The organism is Mesorhizobium sp. M0615, assembly GCF_040320805.1.
Lineage (GTDB): Bacteria > Pseudomonadota > Alphaproteobacteria > Rhizobiales > Rhizobiaceae > Mesorhizobium.
In genome coordinates, this window is record NZ_JAMYQI010000005.1 from 93,498 (window position 1) to 113,425 (window position 19,928).

16 protein-coding genes are annotated in these 19,928 nt (G+C 63.5%); 1 reads left to right on the plus strand and 15 read right to left on the minus strand.

Annotation, left to right across the window (positions count from 1 at the left end; all coding sequences use genetic code 11):
• Window positions 1–29 precede the first annotated feature (29 nt).
• The 9 genes from NKI46_RS10035 to oiaX form a co-directional block, all read right to left on the minus strand.
• Entirely contained in the window at window positions 30–1,163 is a 1,134-nt protein-coding gene (locus NKI46_RS10035; RefSeq protein WP_023739040.1) for an ABC transporter permease, read from the minus strand.
• A gap of 23 nt (window positions 1,164–1,186) precedes the next feature.
• Window positions 1,187–2,725 (minus strand): sugar ABC transporter ATP-binding protein, encoded by a 1,539-nt coding sequence (locus NKI46_RS10040; RefSeq protein WP_023833798.1) that lies wholly within the window; start codon window positions 2,723–2,725, stop codon window positions 1,187–1,189.
• The gene (locus NKI46_RS10045) at window positions 2,722–3,369 is read right to left on the minus strand and encodes a DUF2291 domain-containing protein (RefSeq protein ID WP_023697633.1); all 648 of its coding nucleotides are present in this window, start codon (window positions 3,367–3,369) and stop codon (window positions 2,722–2,724) included. The genes NKI46_RS10040 and NKI46_RS10045 overlap by 4 nt, the downstream gene beginning before the upstream one ends.
• 33 nt (window positions 3,370–3,402) lie before the next feature.
• Window positions 3,403–4,416: a sugar-binding transcriptional regulator gene (locus tag NKI46_RS10050; RefSeq protein ID WP_352746002.1), complete on the minus strand. Its 1,014-nt coding sequence runs from the start codon at window positions 4,414–4,416 to the stop codon at window positions 3,403–3,405.
• A gap of 317 nt (window positions 4,417–4,733) precedes the next feature.
• A complete protein-coding gene (locus NKI46_RS10055; protein WP_023739043.1) occupies window positions 4,734–6,446 on the minus strand; it encodes a glycerol-3-phosphate dehydrogenase/oxidase in 1,713 nt (570 codons plus the stop codon).
• Complete coding sequence (locus NKI46_RS10060) at window positions 6,443–7,219, minus strand: DeoR/GlpR family DNA-binding transcription regulator (protein WP_023672603.1); 777 nt, start codon at window positions 7,217–7,219, stop codon at window positions 6,443–6,445. The genes NKI46_RS10055 and NKI46_RS10060 overlap by 4 nt, the downstream gene beginning before the upstream one ends.
• Window positions 7,216–8,739, minus strand: a complete 1,524-nt coding sequence (locus NKI46_RS10065; protein WP_352511735.1) for an FGGY-family carbohydrate kinase — start codon at window positions 8,737–8,739, stop codon at window positions 7,216–7,218. The genes NKI46_RS10060 and NKI46_RS10065 overlap by 4 nt, the downstream gene beginning before the upstream one ends.
• A 233-nt stretch (window positions 8,740–8,972) precedes the next feature.
• Complete coding sequence (locus NKI46_RS10070; protein WP_352746005.1) at window positions 8,973–10,307, minus strand: four-carbon acid sugar kinase family protein; 1,335 nt, start codon at window positions 10,305–10,307, stop codon at window positions 8,973–8,975.
• A gap of 4 nt (window positions 10,308–10,311) precedes the next feature.
• Window positions 10,312–11,562 carry a 3-oxo-isoapionate-4-phosphate decarboxylase OiaX gene (gene oiaX, locus NKI46_RS10075; protein ID WP_023746788.1) on the minus strand — a complete coding sequence of 417 codons (1,251 nt, stop codon included), beginning with the start codon at window positions 11,560–11,562 and terminating at the stop codon, window positions 10,312–10,314.
• Between the two features lie 186 nt (window positions 11,563–11,748).
• Between oiaX and NKI46_RS10080 the strand changes: the two genes are divergently transcribed.
• A complete protein-coding gene (locus NKI46_RS10080; protein ID WP_023672607.1) occupies window positions 11,749–12,462 on the plus strand; it encodes a transcriptional regulator NanR in 714 nt (237 codons plus the stop codon).
• 2 nt (window positions 12,463–12,464) lie between these two features.
• Here the strand turns inward: NKI46_RS10080 and apnL are convergent, their stop codons facing one another.
• The 6 genes from apnL to NKI46_RS10110 all read right to left on the minus strand — a co-directional run bounded on the left by apnL (window position 12,465) and on the right by NKI46_RS10110 (window position 19,622).
• On the minus strand, window positions 12,465–14,303 hold the full coding sequence (gene apnL / locus NKI46_RS10085; RefSeq protein WP_352746009.1) for a D-apionate lactonase: 1,839 nt from the start codon (window positions 14,301–14,303) through the stop codon (window positions 12,465–12,467).
• Window positions 14,300–15,334, minus strand: coding sequence for a Gfo/Idh/MocA family protein (locus NKI46_RS10090; RefSeq protein ID WP_023681700.1), 1,035 nt, complete (start codon window positions 15,332–15,334; stop codon window positions 14,300–14,302). The genes apnL and NKI46_RS10090 overlap by 4 nt, the downstream gene beginning before the upstream one ends.
• A 2-nt stretch (window positions 15,335–15,336) precedes the next feature.
• Complete coding sequence (locus NKI46_RS10095; protein WP_352746012.1) at window positions 15,337–16,401, minus strand: ABC transporter permease; 1,065 nt, start codon at window positions 16,399–16,401, stop codon at window positions 15,337–15,339.
• On the minus strand, window positions 16,398–17,945 hold the full coding sequence (locus NKI46_RS10100; protein ID WP_352746015.1) for a sugar ABC transporter ATP-binding protein: 1,548 nt from the start codon (window positions 17,943–17,945) through the stop codon (window positions 16,398–16,400). Before NKI46_RS10100 ends, NKI46_RS10095 begins: the two co-directional genes overlap by 4 nt.
• Complete coding sequence (locus NKI46_RS10105) at window positions 17,942–18,586, minus strand: DUF2291 family protein (RefSeq protein WP_352746017.1); 645 nt, start codon at window positions 18,584–18,586, stop codon at window positions 17,942–17,944. Before NKI46_RS10105 ends, NKI46_RS10100 begins: the two co-directional genes overlap by 4 nt.
• Window positions 18,587–18,680: 94 nt before the next feature.
• Window positions 18,681–19,622 (minus strand): D-ribose ABC transporter substrate-binding protein, encoded by a 942-nt coding sequence (locus NKI46_RS10110; RefSeq protein WP_352746019.1) that lies wholly within the window; start codon window positions 19,620–19,622, stop codon window positions 18,681–18,683.
• Between the last annotated feature and the right edge of the window lie 306 nt (window positions 19,623–19,928).

The window sequence follows — 19,928 nt, forward strand, 5'->3', positions numbered from 1 at the left end:
CCAATGATTTTACGCGGTCTTGCTGCCAGTCAGCTGGCAGTCTTCCCTTGGGCAGGATTGGCCGGTTCGGCCTTCCCCCGTTTCTGAGAAGTCGGTTGGCCGCCCGTCGAAGCTGGAAGCTTGCTACGGCGGCGATACTGAACGGCATTGAGGAGCACGGCGAGCACGATGACGGCGCCGGTGAACACTGTCTGCCAGTAGGATGAGATGCCGATGATCACCAGACCATCGGACAGGAAGCCGATGACGAAGGCTCCGAGCAAGGTGCCGCGAATGTTGCCGCGCCCGCCGGTGAGTGCGGCGCCGCCGATGACCACGGCGGCAATGGCCGTCAGTTCGTAGGTGGTGCCGGCGGTCGGCCCGGCCGAGGTCAGCTGCGAGGACAGGATCAGGCCGGCAATGGCGGCGCAGATGCCCGACAGCACATAGACCGAAATCTGCACGGTCTTGACCGGAACGCCGGAGAGTTCGGCGGCGCGCTCATTGCCGCCCGAGGCGTAGAGCCAGCGTCCAAAGGCGGTGCGGTTCAGGACGATGCTGCCGATCAGCGCGATGACCGCCAGCACCACCACGCCGGTCGGCACGCCGAACAGGCGGTTGAAGCCGAGAGCATCGAAACCGGTGTTGCCCAACTCCGGCTTGCCGCCGAGATTGTTGTAGGTCAGGCCGCTGGTCATCAGCAGTGCCAGGCCGCGCGCCATGTACATGACGCCGAGCGTGGCGACGAAGGCCGGAACCTTGAACCGCGCGATCAGCACGCCGTTGATAAGCCCGACGGCCGCACCCAGCATACAGGCCAGCACCGCGACCACCCAGACCGGCGGGTAGAGAACGACGCCAACCCAGGTCAGCGTCACGCCCTGCATCAGAAACCCGGCGACGACGCCGGCAAGCCCGAGCGTCGACCCCACCGACAGATCGATGCCGCCATTGAGGATGACGAGCAGCATGCCGACGGCGAGAATCCCGAAGATGGCGACATGCGAGGCCATGGTCAGGAAATTCGCCACCGAAAGGTAATAGGGCGACAGGATCGAGAAGACGACGATGATGACGATCAGGGCAAAGAAGGCCCGGCCTTCGAGCAGCAGCTTGGCCACGTCGAAGCCCTCGCCGCCCGCATTGGGGCTGGACTGTTTGCTGGCCTGGCTGACATCGCTCATGATCGGGGCTCCGGAATCTACGATCAGGCGACCACGGCTTCGCCGGAGGCGGCCATGATCTGCTCTTTGGTGGCGTTGGCGCCGAATTCGGCGGAAATCTTGCCGCGCCGCATGACGACTATGCGGTGGGCGATGCTGAGGCACTCATTGACCTCCGAGGTCGAGAAGACGACCGCCAGGCCTTGCGCGGCACGCTCGCTGAGCAAGCGAAAGACTTCGGCCTTCGCGCCGACGTCGATGCCGCGGCTCGGCTCGTCGAGAAGGATGACCTTGGGATTCGTCGTCAGCATCTTGCCTATGACGACCTTCTGCTGGTTGCCGCCCGACAGCGATCCGATCATGGCGTTTCCGCCCGCGGTCTTGATGGTCACCTTGCGGATCGAATCGTCGATCAGTGCGCGCTCCCTCTGCCGGGAGAGGAAGAGCCCCTTGGCGAATGCCTCGATGCTGGCAAGCGACAGGTTGCGGCCGACGGTCATGGTCTGAACCAGGCCATCGCGCTGGCGATCCTCGGGGACCAGAACCAGACCTCGGGCGATGCGCTGGGCAATGGTCAGTCCCGAAACGTCCTCACCCTCCAGCAGCGCCCGCCCGCCCGCCATGGGCACACGGCCGGCGACGGCCTCCAGCAATTCCGTGCGGCCCGCGCCCATCAGCCCATAGATGCAGACGATCTCGCCCGCTTTGACATCCAGCGACAGATGATCGACGACGTAGCCTGAACCCGAAGCGTCGGTGACGCTGACATCCTCGATCGACAGCGCCACCGCGCCGAACTCGTGGCCGGTCGGCGGCGAGCCGAGATCGAAATTCTCGCCCACCATGTTGCGGACGATCCATTCGAGGTCGATGTCCTTGGCCTCGGCCGTCGCCGTGATCGCCCCGTCACGCAGCACGACGGCGTAGTCGGTGATCTGCAGCGCCTCTTCGAGGTGATGCGAGATGTAGACGATGGAGACGCCGCGGCTGGTCAGGTCGCGGATCACCTTGAACAGCACTTCGACCTCCGTGGCGCTCAGCGCGGAGGTCGGCTCGTCCATGATCAGGATGCGGGAATCGACCGACAGCGCGCGTGCGATCTCGACGATCTGCTGCTGCCCCAGGCGCAGGTCCTCGACCAGGGTCATCGGATCGATGTCTTCTTCGAGGTCGGCCATCAGCGCCCGCGCCTGGCGCGCCTCCTCGGCGAAGTCGAGGCCGGTTCTGGTGCGCAGTTCGCGGCCCATGAAGATGTTGTCGCGAACGCTCAGGTTCGGCGCCAGGCTGAGCTCCTGGTGGATGATCGAAATGCCGCGATCGCGCGCGTCCGAAGACGAGGCAAAGCTGACGAGATTGCCGTCGAGCACGATGTCGCCGGATGTCGGCGTCACCACGCCGGACAGGATCTTCATCAGCGTCGATTTGCCGGCGCCATTCTCTCCGAACAGGGTGGTGACCTTGCCGCGATGGATGTCGAAGTTGACGCCCTTGAGCGCGTGGACGCCGCCATACGACATGACGACATTGCGCGCCGAAAGCACGGCATCGCCAGTCGCGGGTTCTGTGCCGGCAGTCATTGTCATTTGACGTCCAGCCTCACCGGTGTGACCAGCCAGCTCTTCGGATTGACCAGCTTGAAGACGCCGACCACCGCTATTGTCTTGCCGGTCAAGGCGCTGGTATCGACTTTCGCCAGCACCTCCTTCTTCATCTCGTTGTTCAGCGCCGAGCCGGCGTCCTGATACTCGATCTGATTGGTGAACTGACCAAAGGTGATCTTGCCGGTGGCGTCGCGAAGCTCGGTTCCGTTGATCGCCGGCCCAGTCTGCACGCGGACCGTCAAAGTGTCGGGCAAACCGTCGACGGCGACCTTGTAGATGCCCGATTTTCCCTCGCCGACGACGCCGGTGAACTTGACCGAAATGACCGGTCCGACACCCGCCGGCACGCCATATTCCTTTTCGGCCGTCGCCCTGTCCTTGGCGATCGCCGTCGCCACCGTCGCGGCGTCGGCGGCACGCGCTTCGACATCGGCTTGCACCTTGGGGAATTCAGATTTGCCGTAGTCGGCTGCCGAAAACACGGCGTTGCGAACATCGCCGGCAGAGCCGATCTTGATCACCTTGGTGTCGAGCGCCATGGCGCCGAGCAGAACCAGAGCCGCGGCGCCGGCAAGCACCCGGCGCAGGCCGGGCGAAGCTTGCCGGGCGGTGGCTTTCGCGCTCATGATGCAACCACCAGCGGTGCGGATTGTGCGTTGTCACGCATTCGAAGTTCCTCCGTTCACGCGGCGCTTCGCGGCCCCGGCTGCATCGTCGAGCTCGACCAGGGCGCGGGCCGTGCATTCGTCGGTGATCAGGCTGCTGAGATAACGGCTTTCGAGTACTGCCTTGATGGCGCGCACCTTCACCTTGCCGCCGGCAACGGCAACGATCCTGCGGCCCTTCAACTGATCGCGCGGAAGCGCCAGTATTCTTTCCGACAGGGCCGTTTCGACCGGACGCCCCTTGTCGTCGAAGAAATGCGCCAGCAATTCACCAACGCCGCCGTCACGCTTGACCTCGTCGATTTCGGAAGGCTCGATCATGCCGGTGGCGACCAGAGACGCCTCCCGCTCGGCCGTGCCTATTCCGACGAACATCAGGTCGGACCGGCTGGCGAGAGCGAACACATCGCTGATGCCGCGCTGGCCAAGCAGCACTTCGCGGTCCTCGGCGGTATTGGCGACAAAAGGCACCGGCATGACGAAAGCCTGCGCGCCGGTCCGCTCTGCCAGGCGATGCATGACGTCGTGCGGGTTGGCGGCGAATTTGCGCGTCACGCCGCCAAGCAGCGAGACGAAACGGATGTGAGCAGCAGTTGCGCGCGTCAGATATTCGACGCTGGCGGCAAGCGTGCGGCCATGGCCGACGCCGATCAGCATGTCTTCGCCGCGATCGATTTCGCGCTTCAGGAACTGGGCGCCGGCAATGCCCAGCCCCTTGAGCGGCAGTTCGTCCTGATCGAGATCGGGAACCACCTCGCAATAGTGGAGCCCATAGGCGGCGATCAGGCGCTGTTCCAGGTCGACGCATTCGGCGACGTCGCCGTCGATGAAGACCCTGACCAGACCTTCCTGGTTGGCCTTGGTGATCAGCCTATGCGCCTTGAGACTGGTCAGGCCAAGCCGCTTGGCCACCTGGGCCTGGGTCAGACCACCGGCATAGTGCAGCCAGGCCGCGCGCGTGGCGAGACTGGACTCATGGCCGCGGTTCGCGGATCCGCCGGAATTCAAGCCATTCCCTCCCCAGGGTGATAATATTATCTTTGTGTGCAAAAATTTTCATACCTTTGTATCGCTGTCAATCCCTCCGCAGATGGTAGCCTCCAGCCGACGTTCGGCAGCCAACGCGCCTATTAGAAGGTAAGCATATAATATGACCATATGGCAGCGTTATATTAACGTCAATTTGTGTTATCCATCCCGGTGGTGGCACCCGTAGGCGCGGGCAAAATCCTGGGTTTAAGATGGGAAGTTTGGAGCAACACGGCCCAACGAGGGCAAACCGATGGGTTGCCTCAGGAAAGCTATCGGCGTCAGCGATCAAGCGATCAGTCCAGCCGCATCAGGTTCCTGCCCTCGAGCTCGACAACAGCGGCTTCGACCTCCCGCGCGAGGCGCTCGGTGCTCCACCCCAACACCCGCCCGGCGATCGCGGCAATCTCCGTCAGGTCGCGGCTCGTCAACGAGCCGCCTATCGCCAACGTGCTGCGGCGCATGACGACATCGGCCAGATGTTCGACGAATTCGTTGCGCACGATGTAGTCGATTTCCGCCTTGCCGTAGCCGTCCGAGTCCGGCAGACGACCCTCATCATTCGACCCGTGCCTGGCGATCTCAACGGCTCTGGTCCCATAGCGCGACAGCAATTGGTCGAGGCGCCCTTCCCCGGCGCCTGCTGCCTGCTGTGCCTCAGCCAGCCAGTTCGCGCGCGCCGCGGCGTTGGCCGGAAAATCCCGGCCACCCCCGATCGGCATCGATCGTGTCGACACCTTGCGGCTGCGCTGCAAGCGCTTGAGTACGGTATCAGTGACTTCCTCGGCAAAGCCGCGGAACGTCGTCCATTTGCCGCCGACCAGCGAAATGACTGCAAAGGGCCTGTTGCCGTCCGGCTCGGCGACCGGCGCCGAATGATCGCGGCTGATCAGTCCGGGCGTCGCTGCTTCAGACGTCGGCAGCGGCCGGATGCCGCTATAGGCGTAGACGATCTGGTCGCGCTCGAACGCCATGCCCGGCAGCAGCGTTCGCACGCTGTCGAGCAGATAGTCGGCTTCTTCGGGTTCGCAGCGGACCGCGTCCGGATTGTCGGCCTTGATGTCGGTCGAGCCGACCAGCGCCAGGCCGAGATAGTCGTAGACCAGGCAGATGCGGCCGTCATCGGCCTCGAAATAGAGCATGCGCCCGGCGAGGCTTTTGACCAGTTCGTCATGCCTTAACAGGATATGCGAGCCCTTGGTGCCGCCGATCATCTTCGATGGAGCACCAAGCAGCGCGTTGACGTCGTCGATCCACGGACCGGCGGCGTTCACCACCAGCTTCGGCCGCACCGAAAAGGCCGCGCCGTTTTCCGGCTGGAAGGTGAGCACGCCATTGGCTGAAGCCGCCAGTGTCGTGTAGTTGGCACCGGCAGACGCCGCGTGAGCCTGCAAGCCGTCGAGGATCAGTTCCAGCACCAGCCTTTCCGGGTGACTTATCTTGGCGTCGTAGTAGGTGCCGGTGGCGACGATCGCCGGATTGAGCGCCGGCATCTCAACAAGCGCCTGCCGCCGCCCGACCATGCGGTGGCGCGGCATGACCTGGTTTCGTGAACCGTAGAAATCGTAGATCATCAAGCCGATCTTGATCAGTATGGCGCCGCGGCTGCGCGGCGCGCTGGTCGAGCCGAACAGCGTTCGCAACGCCGCGAGCATGCCCTTGCTCCACGAGAAGATCGGGATGACGGTCGGCAGCGGGCTGACATAGTGCGGCGCGTTTTGAAGAAGCAGATTGCGTTCGAGCGTCGACTGCGCCACCAGCCCGAACTCGCCGGTCTCGAGATATTTCAAGCCGCCGTGGATGAGCCTCGACGGCGCGGCACTGGTGCCCGAGCCGAAATCCGCCTTTTCGACGATCAGGCAGCTGACACCTTGCGCGCACAGATCGCGAAACAGCCCAGCCCCGTTGATGCCGGCGCCAAGAATGACGACGTCGACTTCGCCGGTCCCGGCCATCGCGGCGAGACGCCCTGCGGGATTGTCCGCCCCGGCTCCATCTGCTGGGTTCATGGCGCCTTCGTCTTGACGATGCGCAACTTCACCCCCGCCCGTTCGAGGCTCTGCGCCTGCGCATCGCCCAGGCCCTCGGTCACCAGCACGGCGTCGAAACTGGTCAGATCGTCGAAGACATGCAGCGCGATCCGGTCGAATTTTGCGTGGTCGACCAAAAGGATGCGCTTCACGGAGGCGGTCATCATCGCCTGCTTGACCCGCACGACATTCGGATCCTGGATGAAAGCAGTGGTTCCGGTGACGGCCGAAGCCGAACAGATCAGCACATTGGCGCGCAACTGCGCCACGGCGTTCTCGCAGACAATGCCGATATAGGCATTGTAAGTGGGATGATACTGGCCGCCGAGGCAGATGAAATCGATATCGTCCACATTGATCAATTGGCCCGCCGTCGAGACGCTGTTGGAAATGACGGTCAGCGGCTTGACGTCGAGCAGCAGCGTCGCGACCGCGTTTGCCGTCGATGAATCGTCCAGCATCACCACCTGGCCGGCCTCGATATAATCCAGTGCCGCCCGCGCCAGTGCATCCTTCTCGGCTCGATTGACGGTCACCCGGTAGCGGAAAGCGCTCTCGTAGAGGCCGGAAGGCTGGACCGTCACCGCACCGTGCAGCTTGCGGAGCACGCCCTGCTGCGCCAGCCGGTCGATATGCCGGTGGATGGTCATGCGCGACACGCCGAAATGCTCGACCAGATCATCGATGCGCACCTGGCCGAGCTTGATCACATAATCGGCGATCTCTTCGCGTCGTTCGTCGGCCTTGATCATGCGTTTACCCCCGCCAGCCTTTCGATATCAGGCCAATGCGACTTCAGCTGCTCGGCTATGCGGCAGTAGAGCGAAAACCGCTCATTGAACACAGCACTGGAGGCGGGCACGGTTTGGTACGTCCGCTCCGTCATGCCGACCTGCCTGGCGCCCTCTTGCGGCGTCTTGAACAAGCCGACCGCAGCACCTGCGCAAAGCGCGGCACCGAGGGCCGCGGTCTCATCCGTCGAGGTGACGGTGACCGGGGCGTTCAGCACGTCGGCAAACATCTGGACGAAAGCAGGATTGCGCGAACCGCCGCCGGTCAGGCGGATCTCGCTGACGGCAAAGCCGTCGCGCAAAGCCTCGACATGGGTGCGGTGATTGAAGGCGATGCCTTCCAGAACCGCCTTCAGCATGTCGCCGCGATTGTGCCAGCCATGCAGGCCGACAAAGCTGCCGCTGGCCAAATCGCCATAGGGAGAGCCGAACAGATAGGGATGAAACAGGATGGTCGAAGGCTTCTTCAACGCCGCGTCGATCTCTCCCGCCAGCAATTCGTGGAGCGAGCCGCCATCCGCGTTTGTCCTGTCTTGCTCCAAGCGACAGAAAGTGTCGAGAAACCAGTCGTAGTTCGCGGTCGAGGCCGGCGAGATCGACATGTTGTTCCAACGCCCCGCATCGATGGCGTTGCGGCAGAACCAACGTCGGTCGACGCGCGGTTGCGAAGAGACGACTTCGTTGATGGAATACGTGCCGGCGACGATGGCGAGCACGCCGTCTTCATGGCCGCCCATGCCAAGCGCCGAGGCGGCCACGTCGTGCAGGCCGCAGGCGACCGGTGTTCCCCTGCGAAGGCCGGTCCTTTCGGCGGCATCGGCTGTGACTTGACCGGCGATGTCAGCGGAATGCGCCACCGGCGGCAGCGCGTTGAACAGATCCTCCAACCCGAAGATGCGCAGCGCTTCAGGCGCATAGGCTTGCGTGCGAAAATCCGTGAATGAAGTGCTGGCCTCCGTGCGGTCGGTCCCGATCGTGCCGGTCAGGCAAAAGCGCAGCCAGTCCTTGCAGGCCAGCACATGGCCGATGCGGCCATAGCGATCAGGATCGTTCTGCTTAAGCCACGCCAGCAGCGCCGACGGCGCCGAAACATGCGGCGTCTGGCCTGTCGTCGCCAGTGCATCGGTGAAAACGGTACCGGCGGACCACCTTTCGACAATGTCGCCGGCGCGGCTGTCGAGCGACAGGATGCCTGGTCCCAAAGGCTGACGATCATGATCGAGCAGATAGAGACCATCGCCATGCGCGGTCGCCGCCACCGCCTTGATGTCTTCCGCCGGCCTGCCGGAGAGCGCGATCGCCTCCTTGATGGCGTCGGCTGTTGCTTGCCACAGGCCTGACATGTCGCGCTCCACCCAGCGCGCGTGGGGCATCGATTGCGGCACCCGGCGACGGGCCACGGACAATTGCGTGCCGTCGGCATCGAAGATGACCGCCTTGGTGACCGTGAGGCCGTTATCGATTCCGAGCAGGCTGGGCATGATCACCGCCTCTTTCAGCAACTGGCGATTGCTACAGGGCGATCCTGCAGTCTGATGCAAGGGCGAAACACATGGCGACAACCCCGATTGAGCAAGGGGGACAAACGGCAAAAGCACCTCGCCGCAACAAAGAACTCATATCTTTATGTGAATTTAACGTCAACATACGCGACAAAAAGGCTTCGGCGCCAGGGAGCCACGGATGGATCTCGCGGTTGCCAGGCGACGCGTAATCAGCTGCTAAGGCCGTCACGGATGGCGCTGAAATAGCGGTCGGTTCCAACCTGCCCGCCCTTGAGTGCCACCTCCAGCCCATCGATCGCCTTGACGCGCGAGTGAGCGACGCAAAGCGGCGAGCCCGGCGACGCCGGCAACGGCATCCGCACGGTCAGCGCATCGACACCCATCTGGCCGAGCGCGTGGCTCGACGTATCGCCGCCGGCAACGACCACGCGCTGCAACTTCTGCTCGATGGTCAGCGCGCGAAGCAGTTCGCCGAGGCCCCGCCCGAGCTTGTGGCGGGCGCCTTCCTGGCGGTCGATTTCGCCCCCCCTGTCGGCCGTGGGTCCAAGGGCCGTGTAGAGAACGACGCTGCGCCCGGCTTCCAGGCTGGCGCGACCGGCTAGCGCTGCGCGTGCGATCGCATCTCCGGAAGCTTCGGAGATCAGTTCGACGGGATCGACCTCGATGCCGTCGAAGCCGTCAGTCAAAGCGTGACGGATCTGTCGTTCGGTCGTCGACGAACAACTGCCCGAGACGACCGCGATCCGGTCGGCGGCACCCGGCGGCGAAAATTCTGGTTCAGCTCTGACTGTCCCGTTCGACACCCATTCGGCCAGCAGCGCATATTCGATCCCCGACGAGCCGACGACGAACGAACCGCCCGGCTTGCGGGCGCGCCATATCTCCTTGCCGGCAAGCGCCTGCGTCTCGAGGCTGTCGACATCGACAAGTACGATGTCGGTGCCCTTTGCGAGCAAGCGGTCGAAGGCTTCCGAGCGCGACGCCGACTGCAACGTCGCGAGATCGACCAGCCCCGATGTGAGCTCCGTCTGCCGCGACAGATGGATCAGCAGGTCGGATTCATCCATCGGCGTCGTCGGGTGGCGGCTCATCACCGGATGGCGGTCGATGCGGAAATACTTGTCACGATAGGCGGCGAACAGATGTCCAAAGGCGGTGTAACGCTTGAGCTGCGGCGCCCCAACCAGCAGCGGCACGCTGTCCTGAGCGAAAACCGAGCGGCCGATCTCGATGGCGCGACCGATGCTGCCGATCGTCGGACTGGAATCGAAGGTCGAGCAGACCTTGTAGTGACAGAGAGCTGCGTTGAGCGTCTTCAGCCAGACGAAGGCACTCTTGAGATGGGTGTCCATCCATTGCGGGGTTTCGCTGCGGCTGGTGCCGGCCAGGCCAACGGCTCGGCAATGTGCGAACTGCGCAAGCATGGCCGCGTCCGGCTGGCGCATGAACAGCACGGTCGGCACGCCGCCGAGTTCGAGCGCTTCCATGACGTCGGTCGAACCGGTGAGGTCATCGCCATAATAGCTGAGAAGCAGATCTTGCATCGCTTCAGGCCGCTTTGCCGTCGCCGAATTTTTCGATCGACCGCGCCAGTTCGGGATGGCTCAAGGCGAAATCCGCCAGCGGAATGCCGTCGACCGCAGCTTGCCAGGCCTGCTGCACGGCACGCACCCCGGCGCCCGGCCCGTCCGGATGGCTGACGATGCCGCCGCCGCACAGATAGAGCAGATCGACCGTCCGGCCGGTCCGTTCATAGGTCTCGGGCGCCTGCCCGCCCCATTGGCCGGAACCGGCGACCGGCAGAGCGCAATCCTCAGGCGCAAAGATCGGGGTCGTTACCGCCTTGAAGGACTCGACGAAAGACGCGTCCGGCTCCCAGTATTTCGATTGGATGCCGTTGATCTGGAACTGGTCGACGCCGAGCAGCCGCCAGAACTGTTGCCAGACCTTGAAGTTCATACCGAGGCCGGGATGGCGGGTGAGGATGTCCCAGCCGTTGCGATGAGCGTGAAGCACCAGGCTGGAGCGTTTTCTCAAGAAGGCCAGGCCACCGAAACCGACGGAGTTGATGTTGACCACCGCGCAATTTCCGCCGGCCTTGGCCACCAGATCGTGATTGCGCATCATCTCGTCCGGGTCGGCATGCGAGATGCCGAAGGCATACATCACCTTCTTGCCGGTCCTCTGCTCGTGGTCGAGGATCAGCGGCATGATTGCCTTTACCCGCTCCGCCAGCGGCGAATAGGCTGGGCTCATCAGCTTCTCATCGTCCTTGATGAAATCGACACCGGCGGCGATCAGCTCGCCCACCATCGCGGCGGTCTCGGGGGGCCGCAGCCCCAGCGCCGGCTTGACGATGGTGCCGATGATCGGCCGATCCGTGACACCTGTCAGCCTGCGGCTGCCGGCGACGCCGAATTGCGGCCCTGGATGCGCGCCGCGGAATTGCTCCGGCAGCTTCATGTCGACAACGCGAATGCCGGACAGGCCCTTGATCGAATAGGCGCCGCCGATGGCAATGGTCATCAGAGCCGACAGGTCGTGGCCGATGGCATCGAATGGAAAGGCGATGTCGACATCCGCGCGCTTGAACGGCCCGTTACCGGCCTCGGGAATGGAGGGGCGAAGTGCGTCCGGCAGGTGCCGGATGGCCAGGACGCGCGCGGCCACCCGGGCCTTTAGTTCCTCGGTTTCGCCGGGCAGCGCGACGAAGGTTCCGGTCGACTGGTCGCTCGCGATCTTGGCTGCCAGCGCCTCGATGCTGCCTGATGTTTCGATGCGGTAGGTGAGCGTGATCATGGTTCGTTGTCTGAGGGGCGGAAGGTTCGAAAAGAGTTCCTTGACCGTCGAAATCTGGTATAATGAGTACATAAGCTTTGCAAGCGATATCCTGTCTTGCGGCTATCGCCGATGGGGGCGACGGCCATTCCGGGAATGGCTGTGGCAATGCTAGATAGAGACAGGTCAAGGGAGTGATTCGCGACGATGAACCGTTCGGAGCCGATCGTCCGGCGCAAACTTTCCGACGAAGTGTTTTTGCGGCTGAAGCGCCTGATCACCAGCGGAGAATTGACGCCGGGCGACGACATGCCGTCGGAGCGCGAGTTGATGGAGCGCTTCGAGGTCGGCCGTCCCGCGATCCGCGAGGCGATGCAGGCACTGAGCAATATGGGCCTCGTCGCGATCTCGCATGGGGAACGCGCCAAGGTGCTGCAGCTGACCGCCAAGTCGATCATCAAGCAGGTCGATGGCGCAGCCAAGATCATCCTGTCGTCGTCGAAGGACACGTTGGAACACCTGAAAACGGCGCGCATCTTCTTCGAGCGCGGTATGGTCAGGGAAGCCGCCGAAAACGCCACTGCCGAGGACGTTGAGCAGCTGCGGGCCACAATTGCCGAACAGCGTGGCTTTCGCGGCGATTCCGAAGCCTTCATCTCCGCCGACATGAAGTTTCACACCCAGATCGCGGCGATCTCGGGCAACCCGATCTATATCGCCGTCAGCGAGGCGATGCTCGGTTGGCTGAAGGAATATCACACCGAAATGCTGATCTGGACCGGCAAGGAACAGTTCACGCTGACCGAGCATGAAGAGATCATCGGCCGCATTGAGAAGAAGGATGCCGACGGCGCCGAGAAGGCGATGATCAAGCACCTCGAGCGATCGCGCGCGCTTTATGTGATGAACTCCGGCAACTGATTTCAGCTGATCCGCGTGATCGCGTAAGGGGTCATCACCAGTTGGCCTCGGCCAAACGCTGAGATGTCGACCGTCACGTCGTCCGCCGTCAGGTTCGCCAGCCACGCCACGGTCTTGCCCGAAGCGGAGCGGCCGGCCAGCGCCAGCACCTTGGTCTCGTCGCTCGTCCTTGCCGCAACATGGGCAAGGCCGGCCAGTTCGCAAAGCCCCTTGATGGCATCGAAGATCGGCCGAGGCGATCCTTCCGCGACGGGTTCGCCGGATGCTGCCAGCACGCCGAAGGGCCCGGCGAAGCCGGACAGCGTGAGCAGTTCCAGCCCGGCCGGCGCGACACGCGCGGCATAGCCGATCGCCCATGCGGCTGCGAACAGGCCGGCATGGCGAGGGTCGCGATCGGCCATGGCGATGCGCTGTCCCCCGGGATTGCCCTTGGTCGCGCCGCCATAGGGGTTCTGGCGCATGGCGATCGTCGATGGACCGATGCGGTAAGGCTTTTCCCCAAAGATCGCCCGCGCCGACGCGGTTATGGAGGGCAGCGCCTCCAGCGACTGCATGACGCTGAGATCGTCGGCGGCGTGCACGATCGGGCACGTGCAGTGAGTGACGAAATCGAGCAGGCCCCCCGGCACGCGCTTGCGGTTGAGCTCGGTGAAATAGCTGAACATGCCGCCGCCAAGCCGGATATCGGGAAAGGCGCGCCGCGCCGCGTCATAGACGTCTTCGAGCGGCGGACAGTCCGGCCACGCACTGCCCGGCGGTGTCGACTGCCGGTCGACCGAAGGCGAGACGGCAATGGCCGAAAGCTTCAACCCGGCTTGACGCACCATGTCGGCAACGCCTGACAGCTCGGGATCGAGGTCGCCCGCGCAGGCAACGACGCATTCCAGCGTCGTCTGCACCGGATAGGCGGCGGTGAGCCTTGCATAAGACTGCAATGCTTCGAGACCGTGGCCGCGCGTCGGATCGTAGTGGAAGACAAGTTGCTGCGGGCCGAGCTCGGTCAATGTCGAAAGATTTGCGAGCGCTGCTTCGACCTCATCCGGGTAGATGATCACGCCGAGATCCGGCAGCCTCTGCCCGGTCTCGCCGAGTTCGACGCTGACCGGTTCGGCGGCAGATGCTGCGGCCGGCATTCCCCCCTCGCCGGTGATGCGCAGGCTGACCGTCTGGCTTACAGTTTGGCCGGCCGGCAGTACATAGGGCCAAGGCAGCGCGAGTGGCCGCACATAGGTCTTGTAGGACGCGTCCGACCAGTTACGCTGGTCCTCCATCTCGAAAGTGTCGCCCTCCATCCGGCATTCGGCAGTAATGCCCGGCCGGACTTCATGGGTGATCGCGCGCAAATCCTTGAAAGGCTGCCAGGGATCGATCAACAGCGGCAGTTTCGTCGCCACGACGCTGCCGTCGGTATGCTCGACCGTGACCGGGCTGCCGGCGAGGCCGGCGATCGGATGCAGGACGCAAAAACCGCAGCGATTGGTCTCGAAATCGCTTTCAGGGACCGCGCTGACGTCGAACACCAGGTGACCGTTGGCGGAGCCCTTGATCGTAGCGCGAAAGTCGAGCCGGCTTCCGCCCGGTGCTAAGCAAGTTGCGGAGTAGCTGACGGAGAAGCTGTCGGCGTTCTGATCGACGGCAAGGTCCGTCAGCGCCGGTTCATAGGTGCCCCAGTCGCGGTCGCGCACGATGTAGGCGATGGCGCGCAGCACTTCGATGCCGCCGTAACGGATGGTGCGCAGGCTGCCGTTGACAAAGTCGGCGCTGAGCAAGCCCGCACTCAGCCTAACCGGCTCGGCCTCGACCACGCGTGTGCCGTATAGGAGGAAGGCGTCGGCTGTCATGTCAGCAAGCCATCCAGGTGGACAGGTTCGTGGCTCGCGGCGCCCAGATAGGCCGCCTCGACCAGCGCGAATGTCTTGAGATTGTCGGCGCCCGAGGTCGCCGGCTCGGTTCCCTTTGCCAGGCAGTCGACCCAGTGCTGCTGGATGGCGACGACGCTCTCCTGGATGTTGTGCCATGGGCGCGATGCCCAGGCGAGTACGGGCGGCGAAACGTCGGTGATCTTCGTGCCGCTCCTGCCGGTGACGGTGAGCCGATATCCCTGCGCCAAGCGGATCGTGCCGTCGCTGCCGTCGATCTCGATCAGCGTTTCGGGAAACGGTTCGGTGGCGAGCTTCGTCGCGTAGCTACAGTCGACCACTGACGTCGCCCCGCTCTTGTGGTCCATCAGCATCGTCGCGACATCTTCGCCCGCGATGCCGGGGTTGATGCGCGCGGTTCGCGTCGTGATCGTCGACACGTCGCCCAGTAGAAAACGGGCGATGTCGAGACTGTGGATACCGAGGTCCTCGATGATGAAGCGCTTTCCCTTGGCGAGATAGGGCTGGCCGGAAAACACGTCATAGGCAGAGCGGAAGGAGATGCGCCCGAAGAACGGCGTGCCGATCTCGCCGCTGTCGAGCACGGCACGCACCGCCTGGATCGCCGACTGCCAGCGAAAATTCTCATGCACCATCAGCGGTACGCCGGCTTCCACGCAGGCCCTCACCATCGCCTTGGCGTCGGCAAGCGTCGGCGCGAACGGCTTTTGGCAAATCACCGGCACACGGTGCAGCGCCGCCATCTCGACCAGCGGACGATGGCTGGGAACGGTAGTGGCGATATCGACGAAGTCGAGGCTTTCGCTTGCAAACATCTCTGCCGCGTCGGTGTAGCGCTTCGCAATGCCGAACTGGTCGCCGATGATGCGCAGCCGCTCCGGGTCGCGGTCGCAAATGGCGACCATCGCGGCGCCTTCAATGTCGCGCCAGGCATGCATCTGGTTGATGGCAAAGAAGCCGCAGCCGATGAGCCCTCCCCGCAACTCCGCCATGCTCAGCCTGCCTTTGCCATCTGCATCAACGTCACCCGGCTCTGCAGCCGGCGCTGCGCCTGGTCGACGACGACGGCGACGATGATGACAAGGCCCTTGATCACCATCTGCCAGAAGGAACTCACGCCCATCATCACCAACCCGTCCGAAAGAATGCCGATGACGAAGGCGCCGACAATGGTGCCGCCGATCGTGCCGCGCCCACCTGACATCGAGGTGCCGCCGAGCACTGCCGCCGCGATGGCGTTGAGCTCGAAACTTTCGCCCGTTGCCGGGTGCGAGGCCATCAGTTCGGACGAGATGATCAAACCGACGATCGCCGCGCAAAAGCCGGAGAACATGTAGACGAACATTTTCACCACGTTGACACGAACGCCCGAAATTCGCGACGCCCGTTCATTGCCGCCGACGGCGAAGATGTGGCGGCCGAGCGGCGTGTATTTGGCGAGATATGCCGCCGCCAGCGCAACGACGATCAGGATCCAGATCGCCACCGGCAGGCCGAGCAGCCGCCCGGCGCCGAGGAAACCAAACCCGGTGGTGCCAAGCTCCGGCTTGCCGACCAGGTTGGGGAAGGTGCGGCCGTCCGACGACAGCAACGCCAGGCCGCGCGCGACATAGAGCACGCCAAGCGTGGCGATGAACGGCGCGACGTTCAGCCTGGTGATCAGCAATCCGTTGACGGCGCCGATCAATATGCCGACCGCCAGCGTGATCAGCGCGATCTCGACCACGTTGAAATAGACGGTGTAGCCGAATTGCAGGTCGATGCCGTTGAGCACGAGGTAGCCGGCGACCATTCCGCACAGGCCGACGATCGAGCCGACCGACAGGTCGATGCCGCCGGTGATGATGACGAAGGTCATGCCCATGGCGAGGAAGGCGTTCAGCGCCACATGTTTCGACATCAGGACCAGGTTGGCGGTCGACAGGAAATTCGGCGCCGCGATCGAGAAGAAGACCAAGACGGCGATCAGCGCGATGAAGGTCCTCGCCTTCATCAGCGTCAGCAGCAGCGAGCCGCTCGAGACGGAGGGGGCAGCCGCCTTGGCCGGGATGTCAGTCATGGGTTCTCCGTGTGCGGGGCCAGTCCGTGGCCAAGTGCCGAGGCGGCGACAAGGGCTGCCTCCGTCGCCTCGGCGCGATCGAACATGCCGGTCAGTTTTCCGTTGCTCATCACCGCGATGCGATCGGACAGCGCCATCACCTCATCGAGATCGGAGGTGGCGAACAGAATGCCGAGCCCGTCTCGCGACAGTTTGCGCATGGTGCGAAAGACGTCGGCCTTGGCGCCGACATCGATGCCGCGGCTGGGCTCGTCCATCAGCAGCACCTTCGGCCCGGTGAGCAGCGCCTTGCCGATTACCACCTTTTGCTGGTTGCCGCCCGACAGCGATGAGACCTCCTGCGCCGGGTCGGCGACCTTGATCGCCAGTTCCCGCACCATCTGCGTCACCGCCTGCTTCTCTTGGCCGCCGCGAATGTGAAACAGGCGGACAAAACGCGACAGGCTGGCCAGTGTCAGATTGCTGGCGACGGAGAGGATCGACACCAGCCCTTCGCGTTGGCGGTCTTCGGGGATCAGCGCCAGCCCGCGCCGGATACGCCGCGTCGTGTCGCGCTCCTTGACCTTTTTGCCGGCGATGAAGATCGCGCCGGTAGCCTGGCCATGGCGGCCCATGATGCAGTCGAACAGCTCGCTCCGCCCGGCGCCCATCAGGCCGTATATGCCGAGGATCTCGCCGGCGCGCAGCGACAGCGAGACGTGATCGACCGCCAGCCCGCCGGTGGCGCGCGGCAGGCAGATGTCCTCGGCGCGGAATATTTCTTCGCCGGGAACATGGCCGTCGGCCTTGGCGAAATCCTTGGCGTCGGAGCCGATCATCTGCCGCACGATCCACCGGGTGTCGACGTTTTTCATCTCTTCCTGGCCGGTGATGTGCCCATCGCGCAGCACGGTGATGTAGTCGCCGATGCGGATCAGTTCTTCCAGCCGGTGCGAGATGTAGACGATCGCCACGCCGCGCGCCTTGAGGTCGGCGATCACCTTGAACAGGATCTCGACTTCCGCCGCACTGAGCGCCGAGGTCGGCTCGTCCATGATCAGGATGCGCGCATCGAGCGAAACCGCCTTGGCGATCTCGACCAGCTGCTGCTGGCCGATGCGCAGATCCTCGACCAGCATGTCGGGCCTTATCCCGGCCTGCAGGCGTTCGAGAAATTGCGCCGCGCGACGCTCCTGCTCCTTGCGGTCGATCTTGCGGAACCGGTTGGTGATCTCGCGCGTGGCGAAGATGTTCTCGGCGACGGTCATATTGCCAAACAGGTTCAGCTCCTGGAACACCATGCCGATGCCGCGGTTCACCGCGTCGCCCGATGACGAGAAGGAGACCTCCTCCCCTTCCAGGAGGATCCGGCCGAGCGTCGGCTGTTCGACGCCGGCGATGATCTTCATCAGCGTCGATTTGCCGGCGCCGTTTTCGCCGACCAGCACATTGACGGCGCCCTTGCGCACCTCGAAATTCGCGCGCTTGACCGCGACGGTGCCGGAATAGACCTTGGAGACGTCCTCCAGCTTCAAGACGACATCGTGAGCAACCGCAGCGCTCATGGCTTCGGCCCGATTTCTGCCTCCGCCGGCGTCACCAGCGGCAGGTCCTGGCCGCTCTCGAGCGTATAGGCGCCGAGAACCTTGGCGGTCCGGCCTTCCAGCGCGTCACGCGGCAGTTTGGCAAACAGGGCCTTGACGGCATAGGCGTTGAACGCCTTGCCGAACTGGGCGAAGTCGATCTGGTTGGTAAAATCGTTGAACTGGATGAAATCGAGGCTGTCGCGCAGCGCGGTTCCGCGCATCGCCGGTCCGATCTGTACCCGCGCATCGGCCTTGCCGTCGCCGTCGACATCGATATCCATGGTCGCGGCCCGCGACTGCGTGTTGGCTGCGATGATCTTGCCCTCGACGCGAACCGCGAAGGTCCATGGCGAATTCGCCTGCTTCTTCGGATTGCCATATTTGGCGCCGGCGGAAGCAGGATCGGTTTTCGCCAGAGCGTGGACTTCGGCAAACGGCCCGGCTTTCTGCTGGAGGTAAGGCACGACCTTCGCCGCCCATATCTCCTCGACCATCTTGTCCGGGTTGAAGACGGCGGCATTGCCGCTGTCCCCCGAAGGGGTCGGGAGGATCTTGCAGGCGGTCAGGCTGATGCCGACTGCAACGACAAGGATCGGCCAGTTCGGCTTGTTGTTCAGCATGATGGTTTGTTGTTCAGCATGGTGGTCGGCACCCACGGAAAATGGCGGCGAGGGACGACCTAGGGTCGCCCCTCGCTATTCATGTCACGCCGGCTCAGTTGGTCAGCGCAAACGTTTCCAGCTTGGCAGCATTGTCGCCATTGACCAGGACGCAGTCCATCAGTTGCTTCTCCTTCTCGGGCGACTTCTTGTTCTTGATGAAGTCGTTGGCCTGCTCGACCGCCATCTGCGCCTGCGCATAGGCCGGCTGCAGCACGGTTGCCTTGATGCCGCCCGCGGTGATCGAATCGCGCACGTCGTTGGATCCGTCGAAACCGACGACGATGACTTCCTTGCGGTTCGCCGCAACCAGCGCCGCATACGCGCCCATGGCCATCGTGTCGTTGCCGGAGATGACGCCCTTGATATCCGGGTTGGCCTGCAGGATCGATTCCATCTTGGAATAGGCTTCCGTCTGGCTCCAGTTGGCCGATTGCTGGGCGACCATCTTCAGGTCCGGATAATCGTCGATGACGTCATGATAGCCCTTCGAGCGAATGCCGGCATTGGTATCGGATTCCTTGCCGACCAGCTCGACGAAATTGCCCTTCTCGCCCATCAGCTTGACGAACTCCTGCGCGCCGAGCTGGGCGCCCTGGTAGTTGTTGGAGACGATCTGAGCCACGGCGACGCCGGTGGCGTTGATCTCGCGATCGATCAGGAACGACGGCACGCCTGCGTCCTTGGCCTTCTGCACGGCAGCGACAGTGGCGTCGGCGCCGGCATTGTCGAGGATGATCGCCTTGGCGCCGCGACCGATCGCCGTATCGATCAATTCGGATTGCTTGTTGGCGTCGTCAACATGGACGAGCACAAGCGCTTCGTAGCCGAGTTCCTTGGCCTTGGCTTCGGCGCCGACGGCTTCCGCCTTGAAGAACGGATTGTCGTGCGAGGGCGTGATGATGGCAATGAGGTCGGCCGCATAGGCGGGTACCGCCGTGCCAAGCGCCAGCATGCCGGCGAACGCCGCAAGTGTCATTCTGCGTGTGAGTTTCATGATGTCCTCCCGTTTGAAAAATTGCCTTGGCCTCTGCATTCGAATTCATCGCGCAACGCGGGCCGCCGATCGGTTCAGGCTGAATGCCGGTGCCGGCTTCCCAAAGGATCGCTGCTCCCCCGCCGTCCCTCCACTCGCCCAGGCTTCGTACTTCCCGCGAACCCTTGCTCAAGCCATCAACAGCTAAGCCAACTGGTATGATGAGTCAATCACTAATTGAGGTGACATGTTCCCACTGAGCAAAACATCTGTTCGTCATGGCGGGTGTGTCGAGCCATCGAGGCGCTCCGGCAAGCGCCCGACTCG